The 23763-nt window shown below is 48.5% G+C and carries 16 protein-coding genes and 1 tRNA gene; 9 read left to right on the forward strand and 8 right to left on the reverse strand.

Features of this window, described 5'->3' with window-relative positions:
• Positions 1 to 70: 70 nt before the first annotated feature.
• Positions 71 to 2287, reverse strand: coding sequence for a glutamine synthetase III (locus L6472_RS00830; protein WP_237806316.1), 2217 nt, complete (start codon positions 2285 to 2287; stop codon positions 71 to 73).
• 819 nt (positions 2288 to 3106) lie between these two features.
• On the reverse strand, positions 3107 to 5164 hold the full coding sequence (locus L6472_RS00835) for a hypothetical protein (protein ID WP_237806318.1): 2058 nt from the start codon (positions 5162 to 5164) through the stop codon (positions 3107 to 3109).
• A gap of 234 nt (positions 5165 to 5398) precedes the next feature.
• Here L6472_RS00835 and L6472_RS00840 point away from each other — a divergent pair, with 234 nt between their 5' ends.
• Positions 5399 to 6907: an ATP-binding protein gene (locus tag L6472_RS00840; protein WP_237806320.1), complete on the forward strand. Its 1509-nt coding sequence runs from the start codon at positions 5399 to 5401 to the stop codon at positions 6905 to 6907.
• A gap of 649 nt (positions 6908 to 7556) precedes the next feature.
• Positions 7557 to 7697, forward strand: coding sequence for a hypothetical protein (locus L6472_RS00845; RefSeq protein WP_237806322.1), 141 nt, complete (start codon positions 7557 to 7559; stop codon positions 7695 to 7697).
• A gap of 285 nt (positions 7698 to 7982) precedes the next feature.
• Here the strand turns inward: L6472_RS00845 and L6472_RS00850 are convergent, their stop codons facing one another.
• The 5 genes from L6472_RS00850 to L6472_RS00870 form a co-directional block, all read right to left on the reverse strand.
• Positions 7983 to 8972 (reverse strand): type II toxin-antitoxin system antitoxin SocA domain-containing protein, encoded by a 990-nt coding sequence (locus tag L6472_RS00850; protein WP_237806324.1) that lies wholly within the window; start codon positions 8970 to 8972, stop codon positions 7983 to 7985.
• Between the two features lie 6 nt (positions 8973 to 8978).
• Positions 8979 to 9323: a toxin gene (locus L6472_RS00855; RefSeq protein ID WP_237806326.1), complete on the reverse strand. Its 345-nt coding sequence runs from the start codon at positions 9321 to 9323 to the stop codon at positions 8979 to 8981.
• Positions 9324 to 9491: 168 nt separating this feature from the next.
• Positions 9492 to 10157, reverse strand: a complete 666-nt coding sequence (locus L6472_RS00860; protein WP_237806328.1) for an ATP-binding cassette domain-containing protein — start codon at positions 10155 to 10157, stop codon at positions 9492 to 9494.
• Positions 10154 to 11101 carry a hypothetical protein gene (locus tag L6472_RS00865; RefSeq protein WP_237806330.1) on the reverse strand — a complete coding sequence of 316 codons (948 nt, stop codon included), beginning with the start codon at positions 11099 to 11101 and terminating at the stop codon, positions 10154 to 10156. The genes L6472_RS00860 and L6472_RS00865 overlap by 4 nt, the downstream gene beginning before the upstream one ends.
• Positions 11102 to 11435: 334 nt before the next feature.
• Positions 11436 to 11509 (reverse strand) — tRNA-Asn (locus L6472_RS00870).
• 172 nt (positions 11510 to 11681) lie between these two features.
• Here L6472_RS00870 and L6472_RS00875 point away from each other — a divergent pair.
• The 6 genes from L6472_RS00875 (at position 11682) to sufB (ending at position 20774) form a co-directional block, all read left to right on the forward strand.
• Positions 11682 to 13370 (forward strand): S41 family peptidase, encoded by a 1689-nt coding sequence (locus tag L6472_RS00875; protein ID WP_370640862.1) that lies wholly within the window; start codon positions 11682 to 11684, stop codon positions 13368 to 13370.
• A 139-nt stretch (positions 13371 to 13509) separates the two neighbouring features.
• On the forward strand, positions 13510 to 13977 hold the full coding sequence (rimP, locus tag L6472_RS00880) for a ribosome assembly cofactor RimP (RefSeq protein ID WP_237806334.1): 468 nt from the start codon (positions 13510 to 13512) through the stop codon (positions 13975 to 13977).
• A 13-nt stretch (positions 13978 to 13990) separates the two neighbouring features.
• Positions 13991 to 15250, forward strand: a complete 1260-nt coding sequence (nusA, locus tag L6472_RS00885) for a transcription termination factor NusA (protein ID WP_237806336.1) — start codon at positions 13991 to 13993, stop codon at positions 15248 to 15250.
• A gap of 139 nt (positions 15251 to 15389) precedes the next feature.
• Positions 15390 to 18236 (forward strand): translation initiation factor IF-2, encoded by a 2847-nt coding sequence (infB, locus tag L6472_RS00890; protein ID WP_237806338.1) that lies wholly within the window; start codon positions 15390 to 15392, stop codon positions 18234 to 18236.
• An 81-nt stretch (positions 18237 to 18317) separates the two neighbouring features.
• A complete protein-coding gene (locus tag L6472_RS00895; protein ID WP_237806340.1) occupies positions 18318 to 19262 on the forward strand; it encodes an RsiV family protein in 945 nt (314 codons plus the stop codon).
• A gap of 66 nt (positions 19263 to 19328) precedes the next feature.
• Positions 19329 to 20774, forward strand: coding sequence for a Fe-S cluster assembly protein SufB (gene sufB, locus L6472_RS00900; RefSeq protein ID WP_237806341.1), 1446 nt, complete (start codon positions 19329 to 19331; stop codon positions 20772 to 20774).
• Positions 20775 to 20784: 10 nt separating this feature from the next.
• Here the strand turns inward: sufB and L6472_RS00905 are convergent, their stop codons facing one another.
• Entirely contained in the window at positions 20785 to 22809 is a 2025-nt protein-coding gene (locus L6472_RS00905) for a HAMP domain-containing sensor histidine kinase (protein WP_237806343.1), read from the reverse strand.
• 145 nt (positions 22810 to 22954) lie between these two features.
• Between L6472_RS00905 and sufC the strand changes: the two genes are divergently transcribed.
• Positions 22955 to 23710 carry a Fe-S cluster assembly ATPase SufC gene (gene sufC / locus L6472_RS00910; protein ID WP_237806345.1) on the forward strand — a complete coding sequence of 252 codons (756 nt, stop codon included), beginning with the start codon at positions 22955 to 22957 and terminating at the stop codon, positions 23708 to 23710.
• Positions 23711 to 23763: the final 53 nt, after the last annotated feature.

Genomic DNA, 23763 nt, shown 5'->3' on the forward strand with positions numbered 1-23763 from the left:
GCCCGAAACTGTCTCAGCTTCGGGCAAATGCGTTCAATAACAAGGAATGACCTTGGACGAATTAAAAAGGTTATCTGATAAATAATAGTTCGCGATATTTAGGCAGTGGCCAGAGAGCATCGTCAACGATCAGTTCCAACTTGTCGATCTGATAACGAATCTCGTCGAGCTTAGGCTCTACCTCGTCGTGATAGGCGATGGCCTTCTCGTGCTCACTCTCTATCTTGTTGGCCTTCTTGCGAGCATCTACCAGCTCTTCCACGCCCTTCTCAATGGCGAAGGTGCGCTCGGCTATCTCCTGAATAATCTTCTTGTTGCGAGCAGAGAGCTTGTCGGCAGTATCGATGGGGAACACCACTGCCATGTTGTTCAGGTTCTTCAGCAGCTCGCTCTGGTAGCGTGTGGCCACGGGGATGATGTGGTTCATCGAGATGTCGCCCAGCACGCGTGCCTCAATCTGGATCTTCTTGGTGTAGGTCTCCCATTTCACCTCGTTGCGTGCCTCCAGCTCCTTCTTGGTCATCACGCCCAGGCTCTCGAACATCTTGATGCTGGCGTCGTCGAGATAGCGCTCGAAGATCTTCGGACAGCTCTTCTCTACGTCCAGACCGCGCTTCTCTGCCTCGGCTACCCACTCGTCGCTGTAGCCGTTGCCGTCGAAGCGGATGGGCTTACAGGTCTTAATATCCTCGCGCAGTACGGCGATGATGGCGTGGAAGGTGGCGCTGTGGTCGGTGCCCTTCAGTTTCTCGGTGAACTCGGGGATGCGGGCATCTACGCGCTTCTTGAAGTCGGCCAGAGCCTCGGCTACGGCACTGTTCAGAGCGATCATAGCGCTGGCGCAGTTGGCCTCGCTACCCACGGCGCGGAACTCAAAGCGGTTGCCGGTGAAGGCGAATGGCGACGTACGGTTACGGTCGGTGTTGTCGATAAACAGCTCGGGAATCACGGGGATGTCCATCTTCAAGCCCTGCTTGCCGGCCATGGCCAGAATATCATCTACGTCGGCCTTCTCGATGTGATCCAGCAGCTCGCTCACCTGCTTGCCCAGGAAGCTTGATACGATGGCTGGGGGAGCCTCGTTGGCACCCAGACGATGTGCATTGGTGGCACTCATGATAGAAGCCTTCAGCAGACCATTGTGGCGATATACACCCATCAGTGTCTCTACAATGAAGGTAGCAAAGCGCAGGTTGGCCTCGGGGGTCTTGCCGGGAGCATGCAGCAGGATGCCGTTGTCGGTGCTCAAGCTCCAGTTGTTGTGCTTACCGCTACCATTGATGCCAGCGAAGGGCTTTTCGTGCAGCAGCACGCGGAAGCCATGCTTGCGGGCGATGCGCTTCATCACCGACATGAGCAGCATGTTGTGGTCCACGGCCAGGTTGGTCTCTTCGAAGATAGGAGCCAGCTCAAACTGGTTAGGAGCCACCTCGTTGTGACGTGTCTTCACGGGGATGCCCAGCTCCAGTGCCTCAAACTCGAGGTTCTTCATGAAGGCCTGCACACGCTCGGGGATAGCACCGAAGTAGTGGTCGTCCATCTGCTGGTTCTTGGCTGAGTCGTGACCCATCAGGGTGCGGCCCGTCAGTAGCAGGTCGGGGCGTGCGGCATAGAGACCCTCGTCCACAAGGAAGTACTCCTGCTCCCATCCGAGATTCGAGGTTACCTTCTTCACCGTAGGATCAAAATAATGGCAAACATCAGTAGCGGCCACGTTGACAGCATGCAGGGCGCGCAGCAGTGGAGCCTTGTAGTCGAGCGCCTCACCGCTATAACTGATAAACACAGTGGGGATACACAGCGTGTCGTCTATAATGAATACGGGCGATGTGGGATCCCAAGCAGAATAACCACGAGCCTCGAATGTAGAGCGGATACCACCAGAGGGGAACGAAGAAGCATCAGGCTCCTGCTGAACGAGCAGTTTTCCAGAAAACTCCTCTACCATACCGCCCTTGCCATCGTGCTCAATGAATGAGTCGTGCTTCTCGGCAGTACCCTCAGTCAGGGGTTGGAACCAGTGAGTATAGTGAGTGACGCCATTCTCTGTGGCCCACTGCTTCATGCCGATAGCCACTGCGTCGGCCACAGCACGATCCAGACGGGCACCATTGTCGATGACATCCACCATCTTCTCATACACGTCCTTGGGCAGATACTTGTACATCTTCTCACGATTGAAGACCTTCTTACCAAAGTACTCGTAAGGTCTCTCACTAGGGGCTTTTACGTCGAGGGGCTTTTTCTTGAATGCCTCGCCGACAACCTGAAATCTTAATGCTTCCATAATAATTTTATATCAGATGCTTGTTACACATTAAATTACACTTTGCAATGAATTCGCTGCAAAGATACGACAATAAGAAAGTAAATCACTTCGCAGTGAAACATATTTAATCTTCTTTTTTGTCAAAAATAACAATCTGTTATATTCATACCCCTTTTTCTTGCAAATTGAAAGTTAGACCCCAAATAGAAAGCCCGATGTGAAAGTTTTGCGCCTGCAATGCCCCCGCAAAGCTCTACTTCCCACACGCGGTAGTGCCGCTCTTACTCCCCCAAAGTGCCCCTATCACCACGCAAGAGTGGCGCTATTGATCTGCAAAAGTGCCACTATTGACTTGCAAGAGTGCCACTTTTGGTCCCGTTCTAGCCCCTGGCCAGCTCCATTCCAGCCCCTAGACAGCCCGCATCCAGGGGCTGGATGTCTCTCGTCCAGGGGCTAGAATGCACACTTCCAGGGGCTAGACGCCCCGCCATACCTACACTTTCGCCTCGCCAAAGCGCCAAAGCAGCACCGCCAAAGTGCCGCGATAGCGGGTCAAAAGGGCTTATTTTAATTTATTTTCCCTCCTATTATATACATATTCGAGGAAAAAAACGTATTCTTCCGCTACCTTGTATGTTCCGACAGGTTGCCTCAATGCTTATAAAGAAAGTTATTGGAGCCGTTTCACGAATATTGTGGAAGAATAAGCGAAGATTATAGGGATAGGTTTGAAGTCAACCTATTGCAAAACCATTTGACGGGGCTTAGATACTTATAGTCAATGCTCACAGCCACGAGGATGATGGCAATGAATATGAAGATAGACTTTCTCATTGCTTAGTATGTTTTCATAATGGCACTGTTGATGTGCTTGTCGATGTCGGTATTGCTACGCTTAGACTTCTTGCCGTATCCGAGGCTGTAGGTCACAGTCAGGTTGATGTTCCTGCCGTCGGCCTCGCCGTAGTTCCAGATGTCGCGGCGGTAGCAGCCGTAGTCCATCGTTATGTGCTGCTTCGTATAGCGGCTGAAAGGATTGCGCACCAGTGCTTTGACAGCCCAGTTCTTGTGATTCCAACTGACGAGCCACTCATAGACGGGACGGCGGCTGATGAGGTACGGCTCGCGGATGTCGAGTGCTGTGTAAGGTGTGTGGTAGTTGAAGCGTAGCATCCAGTCGCCCGTGAGGTAGGTGACGGAGGCTTTCATGCGGAAGATATTGTGTGACAGGTCGTAGGTGTCGCCACGCAGCATGTTGTATTCCTCGATGGCGGTCACACTAAGGCGCAATTTATCGGCAAAGACGCTGTAGGCATAAGTGGCAGTGAGCATGTTGCCGTAGTAGTTGCCGTCGTTCGTGTGGATGTCGTAAATGGTCTGCAGGGCGGCATCGTAGCGGTGCAGGATGTTGTCAAAGTAGATGCTGTTGTCGTAGGACACGGAAATCTTCGACTTGCCTATCTGCCCGTTGTACGACAGCGTATTGCCCAGCACTTTCAGCGGGGCGAGGTCGGGATTGCCCTTGACAGCCTCGAAGAACGAGGTGGGTACGGTCATGTCGTTCTTGTTCGACGGGTCGAAAAGCGTGTGGGTGAAAAGGCCGTTGATAGCGAGGGAGTGTTTCTGGTTCAGGGCGTAGTTGCCACCGTAGAAGGCCACAGGACTGCAATAATTGTAGTGACTGTCGTTGAGTTTGACGGCAGAGTTCGACACGCCAGCCGACACGTAGTAGTAATACTTCTGCGCTGAGCCGCTGAGTTGAACCAGTCCCATCGTCACGTCCGTAGTCAGCCGCTGGTTGCCCGCAGAAGTTCCCGTGTAGGTGTCCTTGTAGTGGTTGTGGTCGTGTGTCAGTGAGCCGGAGAGTGTGAGGCCGTTTTTCCACGACTTGTAGTAGCGTGCGTTGCCTCGAATGGCATTGTTGTCCTCGGTCACATCGGAGGTCATCGCGCTCTGGGCGGTCTCCGTGTAGCGGCTGTTGTATCGGTTGTGGCCGAACGAGGCCGACGCGGTGAAGTCGAGCGTCTGATCTTTGGGCAGCCAGAGCGTGTAGTTGACATAGACGGCAGGAGCGAGTCCGCGACTGTCCGACGAGTTGAGCCGTTGGGTCGTGCCCTCATAGCGTCCCGTGTAGAGAGCCTTCATCGCCGCCTCCACACTGGGCACTGCCTGACGGGTCAGACTGACGTAGGCGTTCAGTCGGTGGCTGTTGCCCGTCGATGTCAGTTTCATGCGTACGGCCTGGTTGTTCGTCTTGCGGAGGGATGTCTCGCTTGTAAAGTCCCGTGTCAGCGTCGAACGGTCGGAAAAGGTAAAGTCCTCGTGCCCTTCCGAATAACTATGGTCGTGAGCCCAATCACCCGATGCTGTCAGCGACAGCGTAAGTCCCTTCCTGGTGAAGTCGGTAAAGGCCAGATAGTCACCCGACTTGTAGGCCAGCCCCTCGGTGGCTGACAGATAGACGTTGCCGCCGTACTCCAATTTATAGGTGATGAAGTTCACCAGTCCCGCCTTGCCCGCATACTTGCCGCTCGGTGTGCGGATGTACTCGATGCTGCGGATGTTCTTGGCTCGTAGTGTCGCTACGTCCTCAGCCAGTGCCTCCATGCCATTAATACAAATCACCACTTCACCACCGCTGTGTGTCGTGATGTTCCTTGTATGTGGCGACACGTCCAGTTCCGCAGTCTGCATCACGCTCAGCAGGTCGAAGCCGTTGGCCGAATGTTTCTTCTCCAGCATCGTCGGCAGCAGCACCGTCTTGTCGGCCATCTCTATCTGCCCGTCGGCATTCACCACCACCTCCGGCAGTGTCTCGCTTTTGATGCTGTCGGTCTGCGCCAGTGCTATTGTGGTCATCAGGCAAACCGTTGAAAATAGAATCAGTCTTTTCATTTTAATATGATGTTTTAATCATTATAGCATACACGCTTCCTTAGGAATCGTTCAGGCTTTAACATTCGCGAGTGCAAAGGTACTGTTATTTTTTGCGAATGATGTGTTTTTTATTATGCTACAAGCTACTTTTAGACAAAATTTGCTTAAAATACGCGCGAAACAATGATATTATGCCTTGTTCTCAATAAAAAAATGTACCTTTGCAAGATAAGAAACGAGTCTTCATATACAATGGAATTAAATACTTTGATAGCAGAATGTACTGCATACGACTTCAAGGTGATGCTTGAAGAGAAGAAACCTAAGAGTTGGTTGAAGAGCGTAAGCGCCTTCGCCAATGGTTTGGGTGGTTCTCTTTTCTTTGGCATTGATAATGACGGCATCGTCAAAGGACTTGAAGATGTGCAGCATGTATGCGAGGCCATCAGTAGCAGGATTCGTGACTATATGGATCCCTTGCCAGAGGTGGAGATGATTCCCCATGATATAGATGGTTTACATATCTTACAACTAAAAGTCAATGCGGGACATTATACCCCATATTACTATGTTGGAGATGGTCAGCGTATAGCATTTGTCCGAGTTGGTGATGAAAGTATGCCTGCGTCGGCAGAACAGATGGTACGTTTGGTGCTGAAAGGTTCCAACAAGACTTTTGATTCCCTTCACACAGACTATAAAGCAGAGGACTATTCCTTTACAATATTGGCGAACTCGTTCAAAGACCGCACCAAACAAGAATGGGACAAGAAATATCTCTTGTCGTTTGGACTGGTAACTGGCACAGGGAACCTTACGAATGCGGGTGCATTGTTCGCCGATGATTGTCCTTTATGGCAGTCTCGCCTTTATTGTACCAAATGGGATGGAAAGGAAAAGGGCGATGCCATCAACGATGTAGAGTTTACAGGCAATGTCCTCATGCTGCTCCGTGAAGCCATGAATTTTATGAAGTCAAACACCAAGAGAGGATGGGAGAAACTGCCTGACGGCCGAAAGAACAAACCAGAGTATGCGGAACGTGCTGTTCTGGAAGCAATGGTAAACCACTTCATCCATCGTGACTACACGGTGATGGGCGGTGAGGTGCATTTGGATATATATGACGACAGACTAGCCATTACATCTCCTGGTGGTATGTATAGTGGACAGACCGTACAAGATCTATCTTTAGAAGAAATCGGATCGGATAGAAGGAATCCGATTCTTGCTGACGTGATGGCTCAACTTGACTATATGGAGAAACGAGGTAGCGGACTCACACGTATCTGTAATGAGACCAAAGCCTTGGAAGGATATAAGGACGAGCTGAAGCCTGTATTCAGGTCAACATCCAGCCAGTTTATGACCACTATATATTCTATGGGGTACGAACCAAAGAATAAACAGGATGAACAATATCAAGATGGGATTAAGTCGGGACTAAGCTGGGAGCAAGTTGGGACTAAGATTGGCATAGGCTGGGATGAAGTTGAGAAATTATTCATAGCCCTTCAAGAACCTAAAACCATGACCGAACTTAAAGAATTGTATCAGTGGTCTAACACAACAAAGTTCAGAACTAAATATGTAAGTCCTCTAATAGAAGCGCAATTTGTTGGTATGACTTTACCAAATAAACCAACAAGCCCTAAACAAAGATACTTCCTTACAGATAATGGTAAGGCATTACTCGTTAATGCGACTCGTAATTCGGGTACAAGTGATAAGGTGGAAAAGGTTAATCACATTCATTCTTGATGATAATACGTATTCTTCCGCAACCTTGTATGTTCCGTCAGGTTGCCTCAATGCTTATAAATCATATGATCCTTGGAAACGTTTCACGAATATTGTGGAAGAATAAGCGAAGATTATAGGGATAGGTTTGAAGTGAGCCCAAGAAGTAGAACGTAGCTTCTTGGGTTTACTTCAGTTTCTTTTTCGTTTTTTTGTCTCATCTGTCTGATTTATTTGGAAATATTGTTTATATTTGCGGCAGAATTGATGAATAGCGTAAGAGAATGAATTATAATCTTTTATGATACGTAGTCATGAACTATGCCTGAAAATTTCCTCCAAAAAACCAACTGATCCCGATTATAAGAGCTTGTTGGAAGAACTGTTTCGGTGTGAAATTGGCATTTCCAGAGTCTAGAGAGGTTCGTTTTAAAGTCTAAAAGCACGTGTTCTAAAGTCTAGAAGAGGCGTTTCTAATGTCTAAAACCGAAGCTATTATTTCTGGTCTAACCCCTGGATGCTCTACATCCAGCCCTTAGAACAACCGCATCCAGGGGCTAAAACGACCCGTTTCAGGGGCTGGATGCGCCACATCTAGGGGCTGGACGGACATCAAAAGTAAAGCTCTTACAACGCAAAAGCGAAACTATAACAAGACGAAAGCAGCACTATGACAGTGCGAAACCGTTCCTATCCCGACCAAGAACAACGCCACCACGACCCTCCCGAGGGAAGTGGCAATCCTGTCTTTTTCTATCTGATTTCTACTTTAATTGATTTCAATCTAAAGAATCTGCTGAGCCTCTACTGAAATAACAAAAAGCGAAAAATATAGGATTACCCCTATGAATTTTCGCTTGAGCCCGTAGTAGGCGGCAACCCCGCCCGAATCATTAAAAGAATTAAGTGACAGATCTATCAAAAAACAAAAAAATCTTCAACCGAAGCTGCTGGACTCAAAGGGAAAGAAATGGCAGCAGGCGAAGCAGATAGTTGAGCATTGGATTGATTTATTTTAAAAGGGAATATAGCAGAAAAGCGCGATAAGTTGCCAAATGTGTGAATTTTAAGGCACATTTGGCAGCTTATCGCCATTTTAGCCTATAACCGCTTTTAATGTAAATGCCATATTAAAATTTATCATCTGTCCGCTGTCAACATACTTTTGCCAAGCGTCCTCGCTATGGCTGATGTCGGAAATCTTAGTGGAATTTTCAGATTTAAAACGCTGATAAATGGATTCGAGAATGTTTAGCTCCTCGTCTGAGAATTCGGAAAGGTCAGGAGAAAGCATAGAGGTGAGTTTAGTACCTTCTGCTCCAGATTCAAAGTGCACAATCTCTTGTTGGATGTCATCGTAGAAACTATAGATTCTGTCCCATCGAATGGGCACGGGACCTCGCTGAATGGCTTTATAGGCTAAACCACTCATTCCTTTGCTGGTTATCTTATAACTATAGAAATCTGTGTAGAATAGCAACTTGTTCATCATCGTGAAGAATACACCGTGATACTTCTCTATGTAGAATAGGATGATGTTTTTGAGTTTGCTGATAGACTGTGTAGCATAGCCATTGAAGATGTCTCTTCGGCATCCATTGAAGATATAATCCTTGATGAATGCATCGTTGGCATCCGTTTTGACCGATTTCACCTTATTGAGTATCTTAGCAAATTCGTCTTCATCGAATTGATTTCTGGCGTTGGTTACAAAACTCTCAAAGATGTGTGGATTTTGAATAGACATTAGAATCTTGCCGTTAGCCTCGCTGGGCATATCTCCATTTTCATATAAGCGATACTGGTTGTCACCAAATCCAAGAATTTGGGACATCTTGGAGGCGGACAGACCATAGCGCTGGCGAATACGCTTAATCTCGTCAGGGAAGGGAATGCCGTATTTAGCCCGATACTGATTATAGACCTGTCCGACGTTGACTTCATCCAATGCCGTAGTGGTGAAACGCTCTTTGGTTTCATCACACTCATAAAACTGGTGTACGTACGGGAATGTCTCCTTGCGGAACGTCAGTTCTGATAACTCGTGGCGGAGGGTTGCATGACCTCCAGTAAATGGACTTTGCATATTACTTTATTTAAATGGGTAGTGCATTGGGTGCTCTGCGATGTGGAAAGAAATGCATAATGCACTTGCTCCCTTCCCCAATGTGATTTTGATGTAAACATCCTGTCCCTTGACGTCTTTTCCAAAGACCCACATCTCTCCGCAATGGTTGAGAGTGTCAATGACAGGTCCTTCAGAGTAGTCCTCGACTTCTAGATTGATAATAACAGAGTCTCGATACTTCGGTGTAATTTCTAAATCAACCAATGTTTGAGTATTCTTTCCTCTGTCATCCCTATATATGATTCCGAAGACTTTGATCTTTTCCTTCATTTGATTCAGGAAACGCTGAATATCTTCTTTCGTTGCCATTCTGGTATAGTTGTTCTGTTCTGCTGCAAAATTAAACTTTTTAGTTGAATAATTAAAGAAAATACTAATCTTTTTTATGATAAAGTTTATTTTTAGGTTGCAATAGGCATGCAGATGGGGTAATTGAGGCTTGTTGGTGGTTGAAGCTTTATTGTTTATTCTCACTCCCTAGTCGCCAGCCGAAAGGTATTCTTCGAGGATGTGGTGCTCGATAGATTCGGACGACATGCCGGAGAAGTCGGCTACGACTTTGCCTTTGTGAATATATGTGATCTCGTCGCAGATGTCAGAGATCGCGGAGATGATGTGCGAGGATAGTATGACGCACTTTCCCTTGGTCTTCAACTCCTTTAGCCATTGACGGAGAACGATGGTACCGGCAAGGTCTATGCCGTTGAATGGCTCGTCCATGATGACGACGTCGTTGTCTTGAAGCATGAGCACCAGCAGCATCAGTCGCTTTTTCATGCCTAAGGAGTATCGGCTGGCGTATTTGTCGAGGGGCAGGGCGAATTTCTCGTTTAGCTTGTTGATGGCCTCTCGACTGACGGTCTTTCCTTTTGCACGCAGACAGAACTCGATGTGCTCCATACCGGTGACGTATGAGTAGAAGAATGGCGTGTCGTTCATGTAGCCTACCTGGCAGTTCTCGCCGATGACGACGGTGCCATCGTATGATTCGATGCCGGCAATACATCTGAACAGAGTGCTTTTGCCTGCTCCGTTCTCGCCCATGATTCCATATACCTTGCCTTCGCAGAAGGAATGGCTAAAGTCGTCAACGATGGTTGACTTGCCATATTTCTTTGTCAAGTTGTTAACTTCTATCATCATTTGAATTTCTTTATTACTGAATAGGCATAATAAGCCAGGACTACCGATGTGACGATGGAGAACGGCATGACGAGTGGCACGATCAGTGAGGCGAAGAATATGGCATTCAGGACCATAAATGCAAACGCTGATATGATGTCATTGCCGCCGTTGGCTCTGCCGCTCAACAGACATAGCATCTCCACTTGAAACAACAGTAGGATGGCGCCAAGATAGTATAATGCTCCTAAACTGAAATCGACCAATAGTAGGCATACTATAAACGGTAGGAAGATGATGCACGCGTTTCTTAGGGCGAAAAGGAGTTTCAGCCAGAGAAACCTCAAGGCACTCTTGTAGTGAAACAGATACTCCACATGCCACTCGCGCATCAACAGCATGCTCATGACTGTAGCCGCAATCAGACTGACTGCCACTACCAGATTCCGATTCCCGATGTATGCACCAATCGCTCCGCCAGCCATGAGCAATAAGAATAGAGGTAGGGACAGGCGTCCGGCCCGATGGTACTCGTAGCTGCCGGAGGTCAGGCAAGGGAATGTGGGAAGACGCAAAGAGAAGCCTCCGCTCGGTATCGCGTACACCATCGGCAGAGGTAGCAGTAGGATTGCTGTGGCCCAAAGCTCGCCGCGGAAGAGGAAGAAACATAGAAAGGGGATTGATAGCAGCGCGTATTCTATGGTAAACAATAGCTGCGTCTGCTTCACGCCGAAAAGGGCATAGAGGAATGCAGTATCGCCACGCACGAAATGAAGCCCAGGCAACAAGAGGGCATAAAGTGCCACGCTGTAGTAGATGGGGGAGGCGATGAGTCCTGAAATCATGTATGCAGACAGGAACAGAAGAAGTAGTATGGCTGGGATGGCCACGAATCCCAGTTCCTTGATCATTCGCCAAAGGCGTTTCACTCTCAGTGTGAAATATAGTTTTAGTATATCGTTCATGTTATATCTTCTTGATTCCAATTTGAGCCGAATGGACTGCCAATTCTCGGCGTTTCGCCGGCCTGGTGGATGGCTTTCGGGTGCCAATAGTTCGGCTGTCGCTCTGTCTCCAGACTTTAGAACGGGCGTTGCCAGACTCTGGCTGCTTTGCAATACTTACCGAATTGCTATGCAATACCATAACTATTAGACGCTGAAACAGCAGCTTTTGCTACACAAAACGGCTACTTTTATTGGGTCAATGCTTAAAGATCAACTTTCAATGGTTTAGTGTTTGCTTGTTCATTTCAATATTGCTACAAACAAAAAATCCTCAACCGAAGTTGAGGATTTGCGCTTCAGGATGGGCTTGAACCAACGACCCCCTGATTAACAGTCAGGTGCTCTAACCAACTGAGCTACTGAAGCAGTGTTTGCTTGTTTGCGGGTGCAAAGGTAAAGCGTTTTTTTTAATTACGCAAACTTTTTTGAGAAAAAATTGCGAGAAAAGCGAATTTTTTGCAAAAAGTTACCGCTTTTCGCCCGTTTTTGGTGGCAAAGGTGTAAATTTGCAGCCGAAAAAGAAATTTAAAGAAGTATTATGACGAAGCTTGTAAAACGCTTGTTACTGAGCATAGTTGTGCTTTGCTGTCAGCAAACGATAGGTTTGACGCAAACAAACCATAACCTTGAGGTGGGCAAAAGCATGGATATCTTTAATGCCTTGTATAGCAATCTGGACCTGTTCTATGTGGACTCGTTGAACCCACAGCAGACGATGACAGCTGCCATTGACGGCATGCTGCGCTCGCTGGATCCCTATACAGAATACTATCCAGAGAGTGAAACTAAGAACTTGCAGATGATGTTGACTGGAAAGTATGCTGGTATTGGTGCGCTGATCAAGTATCACCTTGGTTTGAAACGCGTGGTGATAGACGAGCCTTACGAGGGGATGCCAGCTGCCGAGGCTGGTGTGAAGAAGGGTGATATCATCCTGGCGATAGACGACTCGGTGATGACTGACAAGCAGGTGAGCTATGTCAGTTCGCATCTGCGTGGCGATGCTGGCACGAGTTTTATGCTGAAGGTGAAGCGTCCATCGACGGGAAAGGTGATGAAGTTTAAGATAACGCGCAAGAATATTAAATTGCCCGAGTTGCCCTACTACGGCATGTTGGCCGATGAGGAAAAGAAAATTGGTTATATCAACCTGAATCAGTTTACGGAAGGATGCGCCAAGAGTGTGCGTCGCGCCTTTGTGGAGCTGAAAAAGCAGGGGGCCGAAGCGCTGGTGTTCGATCTGCGCAGCAATGGCGGCGGCAGCGAGATGGAGGCAGTAGATATCGTCAACCTGTGGGTGCCTCAGGAACAAACAGTGGTAGAGAACCGCGGAAAGGTGCGTCAGGCCAATCGTACGTACAAGACCCGGTTGGAGCCGGTGGACACGGTGATGCCACTGGTGGTCTTGGTGAATGGCGAGACTGCCTCGGCATCAGAGATTACGAGCGGAGCACTGCAGGATTTGGATAGGGCAATCATTATAGGTACGCGTACGTATGGTAAAGGATTGGTGCAGGTGCCAATGGATCTGCCATATAATACGAATGTGAAGATAACGACGTCGAAATACTATATCCCCTCGGGGCGCTGCATTCAAGCCATCAACTACAAACGAGGTGAGGCTGGTGGCTATAAGGAACGCATCGCCGACTCGCTGACGCATGTGTTCTATACTCGCAATGGTCGTGAGGTGCGCGATGGAGGCGGCATCAAGCCCGATGTTGAGGTGAAGAACGACACAATGCCCAATATCGTGTACTACCTGTCGGTGGGCGGATTGGATTCTACCGAGGTGATGTTTGACTATGTGGTGGATTATATAGCTAAGCATCAGCAGATTGCTGCACCACAAGAGTTCCATCTTACGGAGCAAGACTGGCAGGAGTTCAAAGCGCGCGTGGTAAACAGTGGCTTCACCTATGATGCGATGAGCAAGAAACAGTTTGATGAGTTGGTCAAAGCCGCCAAGTTTGAGGGTTATTATGAAGATGCAAAAGAAGCCTTCGATGTGTTGGAGAAAAAGCTGCAGCACGACGTTGCCAGTCAGTTGGACAAGCATCGCGCCACCATTCAGCAGATGATAGAACTGGACATCATCTCTGCCTTCTACTATCAGAAGGGAGGTATTGAGGCAGGCTTGGGCTACGATAAGCAACTGAAAGAGGCTGTCCGAATCCTGAAATCGGAGGACGAAATTAAGAAGATTCTTGAACCCCAGAAGAAGTGAAACTATAAGTTTTTTAAGAGGTTAGCATAAAAAACGGATTAAATATTTGTATGATTCGGGAAAAAGTATTATCTTTGCACCCGTTCAGTGGAATGAGAGACTCGAAAGGGTCTCTCATTTCTTTATAAATTGACGTTATATGATAACGAAAGAAACAGTAAAGACATTAGTGGAAGAGTGGCTGACGGAGAAAGGCAACTACTTCCTGGTGGACATCCAGATGGATGGCGATCGTATTGCTATTGAGATTGATCATGCGGATGGCGTCTGGATTGAAGATTGTGCAGAACTGAGCCGTTTTCTGCAGGATAAGTTGGGCGAAGAGCTGGGCGAGTATGAAATGGAGGTAGGCTCAGCGGGTATCGGCCAGCCTTTCAAGGTGGAGCAGCAATACCTGAACCATGTAGGTGACGAGGTGGAAGTGCTGACTGCAGAAGGTAAAAAACTGACGGGCGTGCTGAAGGCCGTTGAAGGTCGTCAGTTCACGGTGACGGTACTCGAGAAACAAGTGCCTGAGGGTAAGAAACGCCCTGTGAAAGTGGAAGTTGACAAGCAGTTCTCGATGGACGAGGTGAAGTCAACCAAATATGTGTTAGCATTCAAATAAAAACAAAAGAATAATGGCAGTTAAGAAAGAAGAGAAGGGTCCCAGCATGTTTGAGACCTTCCAGGAATTTAAAGAGACCAAGAACATAGATCGCACCACTCTGGTGAGTGTACTTGAGGAAAGTTTCCGCAATGTACTGGCAAAGATGTTCGGTTCGGATGAGAACTTCGACGTGATCGTGAACCCCGACAAGGGCGACTTCGAGATTCATCGTCATCGTATCGTTGTAGAAGACGGCGAGGTGAAAGACGAGAATAAAGAGATTGCACTGTCTGAGGCTCTGAAGATTGAGCCCGACTACGAGGTCGGTGAAGAGGTGAGTGAGGAGGTTGACTTCACAAAGTTTGGCCGTCGCGCCATTCTGAACCTGCGCCAGACGTTGGCTTCGAAGATTCTGGAACTTGACCATGATGCTCTGTATCAGAAATATAAAGACAAGGTCGGTACTGTCGTTAGTGGCGAGGTCTATCAGATATGGAAGCGAGAAGTGCTGCTGATGGACGATGAGGGCAACGAACTTCACCTGCTGAAGGCAGAGCAGATACCGGCAGACAACTACCGCAAGGGCGAGACCGTTCGTGCTGTCGTGAAAGAGGTGAACAACGATAACAACAACCCACGTATCATGCTGAGCCGCACCAGCCCCGAGTTCTTGAAGCGCCTGCTGGAAGCTGAGGTGCCTGAGATTGCAGACGGACTGATCGCTATCCGTAAGGTGGCCCGTATGCCGGGAGAACGTGCCAAGGTGGCAGTAGAGAGCTTCGATGACCGCATAGATCCAGTAGGAGCATGTGTCGGTGTGAAGGGTAGTCGTGTGCATGGCATCGTTCGCGAACTCTGCAACGAGAATATCGACGTGATCAATTATAGCAATAATGTACAGCTGTTCATCCAGCGTGCTCTGGCACCTGCCAAGGTTACCAGCATTAACCTGGACGAGGAGAACAACAAGGCCGAGGTTTACCTGCAGCCCGAAGAAGTTTCACTTGCTATCGGTAAGGGCGGTATGAACATCAAGCTGGCTTCGATGCTCACAGAACATACCATTGACGTGTTCCGTGTGGTTAACGAAGGCGAGAACGATGAGGACATCTACCTCGACGAGTTCAGCGATGAGATCGACCAGTGGGTTATCGATGCCATTAAGGCACTGGGCTACGACACCGCCAAGGAGGTGCTTAGCGCTCCTCGTGAGTTGCTCATAGAGAAGGCCGACCTCGAAGAAGAGACCGTCGATCAGATGCTCGATGTGCTTCGCTCTGAGTTTGAATAACTCTTAGTCCTTCAGTTGGGAGGCTGGGGGCTGAACGAGCCAGCCAACCTATCTGTAGGGCCATGTTAAAAGAAATAATTTTTAAATTTAACGGGGGGCGTTCAGACCCCCACTCCCCCTAACTCAGGGGGCGAAGAATATGGGAGTTAGATTAAATAAAGTATTAACAGAACTGAACATAGGACTTCAGACGGCAGTTGATTTCCTAAAGAATAAAAAGAGTCTGGGCGAGATTCGCGATGATGCTACGTTCAACACCAAGATTTCAGACGAACAGTATGAAGCATTGGTGCGTGAGTTTAGTACCGATAAAGCCGTAAAGACGCAGGCCGACATGCTCTTCCCTAAGAAAAAGGAGAAGAAGGCAGAGAAACCGGCAAAGGAACGGACCGAAGAGCCAACAGAGCGTCGCCAGCAGTTCAAACCGCTGGGAAAGATTGATCTGGACAGCTTGAACAAACCGAAACCCGCACCTGTTGCAAAGCCAGTGAGCGAACCCGAACCAAAGGCTGCTGCCGAGAGCCTGGAAGAGGTGATGCCTGTGAAGGAGGAAACTCCTGCTCCCGTCAAGGAGGAGGTGAAGTCTGAACCTGTCGTAGAACAGAAGCCCGAACCCGTTCATGTCGTCGAGGAGACTGTCGAGGAGGTACAGGCTGAAGAAGAGAAAACGACAAAGGTGGAAGAGAAAACCGAGACTAATAAAGAGTCTGCTATCTTTACGCTGAAGAGCGAGGCCAAGCTGGCTCCAAAGGTGAATGTGCTGGGTAAGATAGACCTGTCTGCACTGAACCAGAGCACTCGTCCGAAGAAGAAAACCAAGGAGGAAAAGCGCAAACAGCGTGAAGCACAGTCTGCTCAGATGCTTGGCGGCAACGCGCAGCAGAATGGGGAGAAACGCAAACGTGAGCGTATCCGTACGGGTAAAGTGGATATTGAGGAGGCTGCAAAGCAACAGCAGAATCAGCAGGGCAACGCTAAAAAGAAAAACAAGGGCGGCAATCAGAACTTCCAGGACAACGGTCAGCAGGGAGGTAAGAATAAGAAAAACAAGAACCGCATGGCAACCAAGCCTCTGGAGGCTAACGATGAGGACGTGGCACGCCAGGTAAAGGAAACATTGGCTCGACTGACATCAAAGACCACCATGAATAAGAAGGGCGCTAAGTACCGTAAGGAGAAGCGCGATGCAGTGGCCGAACGTATGCAGGAGGAGATGGAGTCGCAGGCAGCAGAGAGCAAAGTGCTGAAGCTGACCGAGTTTGTGACCGTCTCTGAGCTGGCTACAATGATGGACGTGCCTGTGGTTAAGGTCATCGGTACCTGTATGTCTGTTGGTATCATGGTAAGTATCAACCAGCGTCTGAATGCTGAGACCATCAATCTGGTAGCCGAGGAGTTCGGATTCACCACAGAATATGTGAGCGCCGAAGTCCAGGAGGCTATCACCGAAGAGCAGGACGATGAGAACGACCTGATCTCGCGTGCACCAATCGTTACGGTGATGGGACACGTTGACCATGGTAAGACATCGCTGCTTGACCATATCCGCAATACCAACGTGATTGCCGGTGAGGCCGGTGGTATCACACAGCACATTGGTGCCTACAACGTGAAGTTGAAAGACGGACGCCAGATTACATTCCTGGATACACCAGGTCACGAGGCATTTACTGCCATGCGTGCCCGTGGTGCTCAGGTAACGGATATCGCCATCATCATTGTGGCTGCCGACGACTCAGTGATGCCTACCACCAAGGAGGCTATCGCTCATGCTCAGGCTGCCAATGTGCCAATGGTGTTCGCTATCAATAAGATCGATAAGCCCGGTGCAAACCCCGATAAGATTCGTGAGGACCTGGCCAACATGAACCTGCTTGTAGAAGAGTGGGGCGGTAAGTACCAGTGTCAGGAGATTAGTGCCAAAAAAGGCATCGGTGTCGATGAGCTGCTGGAAAAAGTGCTACTTGAGGCAGAGATGCTTGACTTGAAAGCTAATCCTAACCGCAAGGCCACAGGTTCTATCATTGAGAGCTCGCTGGACAAGGGTCGTGGTTATGTTTCTACGGTGTTGGTGTCAAACGGTACGTTGAAGGTTGGCGATGTCGTTATCGCAGGTACTGCCTGGGGTAAGGTGAAGGCCATGTTCAATGAGCGTAACCAGCGCATCAAGCAGGCTGGTCCTGCTGAGCCTGCCATCATTCTGGGTCTTAATGGCGCACCTACTGCCGGCGACTCGTTCCATGTGATGGAAAGCGAACAGGAAGCTCGTGATATTGCCAATAAACGTACTCAGCTGCAGCGTGAGCAGTCGCTGCGTACCACAAAGACCGTGGGTCTGGATGAGATTTCACATCGTATTGCCTTGGGTGAGTTCCATGAACTCAATATCATTGTTAAGGGTGATACCGATGGTTCTATTGAGGCCCTGTCTGACTCGTTCATCAAACTCTCGACAGAAAAGGTTCAGGTGAACGTGATTAACAAGGCCGTGGGTCAGATTTCTGAGAACGACGTCATGCTGGCTTCTGCATCAGACGCTATCATTGTGGGCTTCCAGGTGCGTCCTTCAAGCGAAGCTCGCCGACTGGCCGAGCGCGAGGGCGTGGAGATCAATACCTATTCAATCATCTACGATGCTATTGATGAGGTGAAGTCAACCATGCAGGGTATGCTTGACAAGGTGAAGAAGGAAGTGATCAGCGGTATGATTGAGGTGAAGCAAGTCTTCAAGATCTCAAAGGTTGGTACGGTTGCCGGTGGCTTGGTTGTCGAAGGTAAGGTGCACAACAAGGATAAGGCTCGTGTCATCCGTGATGGTATCGTGATCCACACAGCTAATATCGATGCGCTGAAACGCTATAAGGATGATGCTAAAGAGGTGGCCACAGGATTGGAGTGTGGTATCTCGCTCGTCAACTTCAACGATATTCAGGCTGGTGACATGATTGAGACCTTCACAGAGATTGAAGTGGAGCAGAAACTGTAAAATCAAAAAAACTATACTGAAATCCCGAATGGTAATGTCTGTTCGGGATTTTTAATCGCTTTTAGTATCTGATTTACTGCAATGAAGAAAAGTAGTCTTATTGTCTTAACATTAGTATGGCTGACCCTGATGTGCGCTTGTTCGGGGCAGAAGGGTGTTAAGGGTGCTTCTACTGAAGCAGACAGTGTGGGCGTAGCTGTCAAGCACTTTGAGTTTGTTGACTCTGCCGACTATGCTTACCTGACGATTAACATGGAGTTGCCAGAGGCTTCCGATGAGGCGACGGAGAAAATGCAAGCATATCTGCTCCAACTTGCTGGCAACCGACTGAGTTATGTGGCATCGTATGAGGATAGACGCGCTTATCCACTTTATCATGGCGATAGCAATGATGTTGCTGCACAGCTGACGTACTACTTCAAGGAGACCATGCTGTTGTTGGACACCCTTTCGTCAAACGATGTCAGCGAGCGTAAACGCTATCTCGAAGAGGATACGACACTCACGGCGGAACAGAAAGCTAATGTGTTGAGCGAGTTGCCGCATTGGAGCTATGAGTATAAGCTACAGAAAACGGCTGACACGCTGAACTACGTGGTTTTCCTGTCGCAGGACTATGTCTTCACAGGTGGTGCTCATGGAGGAATGGGTGGCGACGGCTATATCACCTTCGACAAGACAGATGGTCATGTTGTCAGTCAGTTTGTTGATACAACGCGTGTGGCGGACGTTCAGCCGTTGCTGATTGAAGGACTGAAGCAGTATTACACTGAGGCATCAGAACAACAGATGACAACCGAAGAGCTGTTTGAGCGCTTGCAACTGCCTTTTGACGGTCCGAAGCATCAGATACCCCTGCCCATGTGGCAACCTTGTCCCACAAGTGAGGGACTGCTTTTCTGTTATGGGCAGTACGAGATTGCGTGCTATGCTGATGGCATGCCCTCGTTTGTCGTTCCTTACAACAAGATCAAGCCGTTTCTCACCAAAGATGCTCTCAATCTGTTGAGAGACTATTTGAAATAAATGACGAGGAAAGAGACAATGATTTCGCACTTTTTATTGTAATTTTGCAGGCGAAAGGAATTTGTGATGGAAGAAAAGAATCAATTTGTGCGTCAGGTGGCCGAGCAAAAGTATGAGTTCGGCTTCACGACCGATGTTCATACAGAAATCATTCCTGTGGGACTGAATGAAGACATCGTTCGACTCATCTCGCAGAAAAAAGGAGAACCTGAGTGGATGCTCGAGTTCCGCCTGAAGGCTTTCCGCTATTGGCAGGAGCAACAGGAACCAAAGTGGGGACATGTGCATGTGCCCGAGATCGACTATCAGGCTATCTCATACTATGCCGACCCTATGGCCAAGAAGCCCAAGGGCGATGGCAAGATTGACCCAGAGCTGGAGAAGACTTTCGACAAGCTGGGCATTCCTTTGGAAGAGCGTCTGGCCCTTTCTGGCAATACGGCTGTGGATGCCATTATGGACTCGGTGAGCGTCAAGACCACCTTCAAGGAAAAGCTGCGCGAAAAAGGCGTCATCTTCTGTTCTATCGGTGAGGCTATCAAGGAACACGGTGACTTGGTGCGCCAGTATCTGGGCAGCGTGGTACCCTACAAGGATAACTACTTTGCTGCACTCAACTCGGCCGTGTTCAGCGATGGTTCGTTTGTATATATCCCCAAGGGCGTTCGTTGTCCCATGGAACTGAGTTCATATTTCCGCATTAATGCCCGCAATACCGGACAATTTGAACGCACATTGATTATTGCCGACGATGATAGCTATGTGAGCTATCTGGAGGGATGTACGGCGCCGATGCGCGATGAGAACCAGTTGCATGCCGCTATCGTAGAGATTATCGTGATGAATCGTGCTGAGGTTAAATACTCCACGGTGCAAAACTGGTATCCTGGCGATGAGAATGGTAAGGGCGGTGTGCTGAACTTGGTGACAAAACGTGGCGACCTGCGCGGCATAGACTCTAAGTTGTCGTGGACCCAGGTAGAGACAGGTTCGGCTATTACTTGGAAGTATCCCTCGTGCATCCTTCGTGGTGATAATAGTGTGGCTGAGTTCTACAGTGTGGCGGTGACCAACAACTACCAAGAGGCCGACACGGGCACCAAGATGATACACATCGGAAAGAATACCAAATCGACCATCATATCAAAAGGTATCTCGGCAGGCCATTCGCAGAACTCCTATCGCGGACTCGTGCGTGCAGCCGCTACGGCCGACAACGCCCGTAATTATTCGAGTTGTGACTCGTTGCTGTTAGGCTCTGATTGTGGCGCTCACACCTTCCCTTATATGGATGTACACAATGACACCGCCATCTTCGAGCACGAAGCAACGACTTCAAAGATTTCAGAAGACCAGTTGCTTTACTGCAATCAGCGTGGCATTCCCACCGAACAGGCCGTTGGGCTCATTGTCAACGGCTATGCTAAGGAGGTCATCCAAAAACTCCCCATGGAGTTTGCCGTCGAGGCTCAGAAGCTGCTCAGCGTGTCGCTCGAAGGCACGGTAGGATAGCTTTGTGACTTTAAGGATTCGACTGTGGGCTGTCTAAAGGCAGCGTCATGATAAATCGTGCTCCGCCAGTGTAACTGGTGTCGAGCACGATGTCGCCTTTTAGGCGGCGACAAAGACTTCGCGCTACGGTAAGACCGATGCCAGTACCTTCGTAGTAGTCGTCCAATTGCACAAACTCTTCGAAGATCAGCTCGGCTTTGTCGGCAGGAACACCGATACCTGTGTCTTCAACTAAGATGCGAAGTTCGCTTTCGTTAGTTTCGGTTGTCAGCGTGATTTTCCCTTCCTTAGTAAACTTCTCGGCATTGTCGATGAGCAGTGTCAGCGCGCGTCTTGCCGCTTGTTCGTTGGTGGTAATCATGAGGCTGTCGGTGCCTTCGCCCATTTGCAAGTCAATGGGAATTTTGTATATCTCAGCATTAGAGAAGCTGTCCATAGCCAGTGCCACAATTTGAATGGCAGGAATGCAGTCATTGCGTTCAATCACAGTTTGGCTATTGGCATCACTTAGTTCCAGCATCTTATTAACCAATTCTGTGATGCGGTTGGTGTTATCAATAATTTTTTGATTAATGTCTTTTCGTGTTTCCTCGTCGAGTTCCATCCCTGGCGTCGTGATGACTTGGGTGAATCCCGAAAGGATGTTCAGAGGTGTTCTGATCTCATGAGAAATCTGTTGTATGAACGATGTCTTCATGCGCGATGCCTCCTTGGTTCTCTCGTTAGCTTCTTCCAGTTGCAGGTAGGCTTTCTTCAGTCGTTTTGATGACTGCAAACGAAGATAGTGTATCAGGAAGAAACCAATGTTAAAGACGACAAACACCACAACCAGGTTCCAGAAACGGTGACGTTCCATCTGAGCCTTTTGCTGTGCCAGTTCGGTCTCTTTCTGCTGCGTGTTGTAGAGTGTTGCCAGTTCAGCTGCATCGTCACGCTGCATGCGGGCGATAGCCGAGTCGAGTTCTATATAGATCTTAGTACCAACGGCCAGTGCCGAGTCAATCTTTCCAGATTTAATGTTGGCATGATATTTTGGAATCAGGAAGTTGTGCAGGTATTCCAGCGACAGTGTTCTCTCGTAGCGCTGGTTTAGTTCGTCGAGTCGTTCGAAGCTGCGTGCCGCTTCTTTCCAGCGCTGCGCTGCCATCAGATAGCTGATAGCTTCATATTGCCCTTCTGCCGTTTTTGAATAGTTTGTCAGCAGCGCTCTGTCGTATGCCGTTTTGGCTTCGGCCTTGTGTCCCAGTCCCTCCAATGCACTGGCACGGTAGAAGTTGAGTCGTCCTATTTGTTTGTCGAGGAATTCCTTGTTGGGCGAAGGCAGTAACATGTACTGGTTTAGTAGTTCCGAAAAATGCTCTGTCCAATCGTATGCTTCCTGATAATTTTTGATGGAAAGATTCTGTTCGGTGATATTGATAACTCCAACGATGGCACTGGTGAAGTTGTTGATGCTGGGATCATTCTTGATGATGTTTAAGTATTTGTCATAAGCATCTTTAAAGTCGTCGGCAGCATCTTCCGGATTGCCCGCTCGCAATTGGCAGCATCCCACGGCCACCTGCATGAATGCAAAGTCAGTGCTGTTAGCTTTGTCGGCATCGATCAGTCGTTGCATGGCGGGCACAATCTCCTTCATGATGGCATCGTGGTCGCCCTTTACCAGTAGTAGTCCCGACAGTCGATTGGCGCATTTGGCATAATAATCCAAGTCTTCCTCGTTGTTGATGCTTATTTCAAAAGCCTTGCGCCATTGTTTCTCTGCCAAGCGCACTTTCTTTTGTCTGGAGTAAGCATAGCCGCGCCAGTAGTGAAGTTTCATGGGGGCCATGTCTTGATTGTCTTCAAACTTGTCTGCCAGTAATAAGACTGAGTCGTAGTTGTGCTTCATGTAGGCCTCGTTCATCAGCGAGTCGGCCTTTTCGTTGTATGTCAGTTCTGTATGGCTATTGTTGCATGCCAACAGTAGTATGAATACTAAAGTCGTGGTAGCTAATACAAATAGTGAGCGTTTAGTTATTAGAAGTACATTCATCGTCTTATTGTCTTTATGTTTGCAAAGATACAATAAAAAGGTTAGACGAGTATAAATCAATGCTAATTATTTTCTTATTTTTCGTTTTTTTCTTTTGTATTGTGCCCACTTAATTGTAACTTTGCAGGCAAAAAGACAGAATAAGATGTTAGAAGTAAAGAATCTGCATGCCAAGATTGGCGAGAAGGAGATATTGAAAGGCATCGACCTGATAATCAAGGATGGCGAGACGCATGCCATCATGGGCCCTAACGGCTCTGGCAAAAGTACGCTGAGCGCTGTGCTGGTGGGCAATCCCCTTTACGAGGTGACCGAGGGAGAGGCATTCTTCAATGGTAAGAATCTGCTGGAGATGAAGCCCGAGGACAGAGCGCATGAGGGCTTGTTCCTCTCGTTTCAGTATCCTGTTGAGATTCCTGGTGTCTCGATGACCAACTTCATGAAGGCAGCTGTCAACGAGAAGCGCAAGTACTACGGTCAGGAACCCCTGAATGCTGCCGAGTTCCTGAAGCTCCAGCGCGAGAAACGCAAGATTGTGGAGCTCGACTCAAAGTTGGCCAATCGCTCGGTCAACGAAGGCTTCAGTGGTGGCGAGAAGAAACGCAACGAGATTTTCCAGATGGCCATGCTCGAGCCGAAGCTCTCTATTCTTGATGAGACAGACTCAGGTCTTGATGTGGATGCCATGCGTATCGTAGCCGAAGGTGTCAATAAGCTCCAGACCCCCGAGACGTCTTGCATTGTGATTACTCACTACGATCGTTTGCTCGAAATGATTCGTCCGCAGTTTGTGCATGTGCTCTACAAGGGACGCATCGTCAAGACGGGTGGCCCTGAGCTTGCCAAGCAGATACAGGAACACGGATACGACTGGATCAAGGAAGAAATCGGTGAAGAGTAGATCGGTGGAATTGTGAGAAGGGAATAGTGAATAGTGAAAAGTGAATAATTTGC

Source organism: Prevotella sp. E13-17, from assembly GCF_022024035.1.
Taxonomy (GTDB): domain Bacteria; phylum Bacteroidota; class Bacteroidia; order Bacteroidales; family Bacteroidaceae; genus Prevotella.